Source organism: Psychrobacter sp. SZ93C1 (genome assembly GCF_015864635.1).
In the GTDB taxonomy this organism is placed as follows: domain Bacteria; phylum Pseudomonadota; class Gammaproteobacteria; order Pseudomonadales; family Moraxellaceae; genus Psychrobacter; species Psychrobacter fozii.
Map to the genome: position 1 here is coordinate 1 of NZ_JADYWY010000027.1, position 1155 is coordinate 1155.

General features: G+C 48.1%; 1 protein-coding gene. It reads right to left on the reverse strand.

The genetic code is table 11. The annotated features are described in order from the left end of the window. Positions 1–1155, reverse strand: a 1155-nt coding sequence (locus I6E83_RS14630; protein WP_197102973.1) for an aldehyde dehydrogenase family protein, incomplete at both ends; no start/stop codon positions are given.

A 1155-nucleotide genomic window follows, 5' to 3' on the forward strand; every position in this document is an offset into this window, starting at 1 on the left:
AAAGATAGTCGGCTGCACGTAGTAGCCATCACCCAGATCACCGTCGTGTGTGGCTCGTTCACCACCGACCAGTACTTTAGCGCCTTCTTGTTTACCGATATCTAGATAAGATAGGATTTTCTCTAGTTGATCTGAGCTTGCTTGTGCCCCAATCATTGTTTCCGTATCTAATGGATTGCCCATTTTGATGGCCTCAACACGAGCGATACAGCGTTTGATAAACTCATCATAGATATTCTCATGTACCAGTGCACGTGATGGGCAGGTACAGACCTCACCTTGGTTCAGCGCAAACATTACTAGGCCTTCAACCGCTTTGTCCAAGAAGTCATCGTCTTCGTCCATGATATCGGCAAAGAAGATATTTGGACTTTTACCACCCAGCTCCAAGGTCACAGGAATGATGTTTTCACTGGCATACTGCATGATGAGTCGACCCGTCGTGGTCTCACCCGTAAAGGCTACTTTATTGATACGAGGGTTAGAAGCTAACGGCTTACCAGCTTCGACACCAAAGCCATTGACGACGTTTAATACACCTTTAGGTAACAGATCAGCTGCACCAATAATCTCTAACATATAGAGAATAGACGCAGGGGTTTGCTCAGCAGGTTTGAGAACCACACAGTTACCAGCAGCTAATGCAGGTGCCAGTTTCCAGACGGCCATCAGGATAGGGAAGTTCCAAGGGATAATCTGACCGACAACACCAAGGGGCTCATGGAAATGATAGGCAACGGTATCGTCATCAATCTGACTGATGCCGCCTTCTTGGGCGCGAATGGCACTGGCGAAATAACGGAAATGGTCAACGGCTAGCGGGATGTCTGCTGCGAGTGTCTCACGCACCGGTTTGCCGTTTTCATAACATTCAGCAATGGCGATAGACTCAAGATTGGCTTCCATTTTGTCAGCGATTTTGAGGAGGATGTTGGCGCGTTCCGTGACGCTGGTTTTGCCCCACGCATCCTTGGCAGCGTGAGCCGCATCTAGGGCTTTTTCGATATCAGCCTCTTTTGAGCGGGCAACTTGGCAGATGACTTTGCCATCTATGGGACTGGTGTTGTCAAAGTATTCACCATCAACGGGTGCAACCCATTCACCATTGATGAAGTTGTCGTATTTTTCGCGGAATTGGACTTGGCTTTTTTCTGT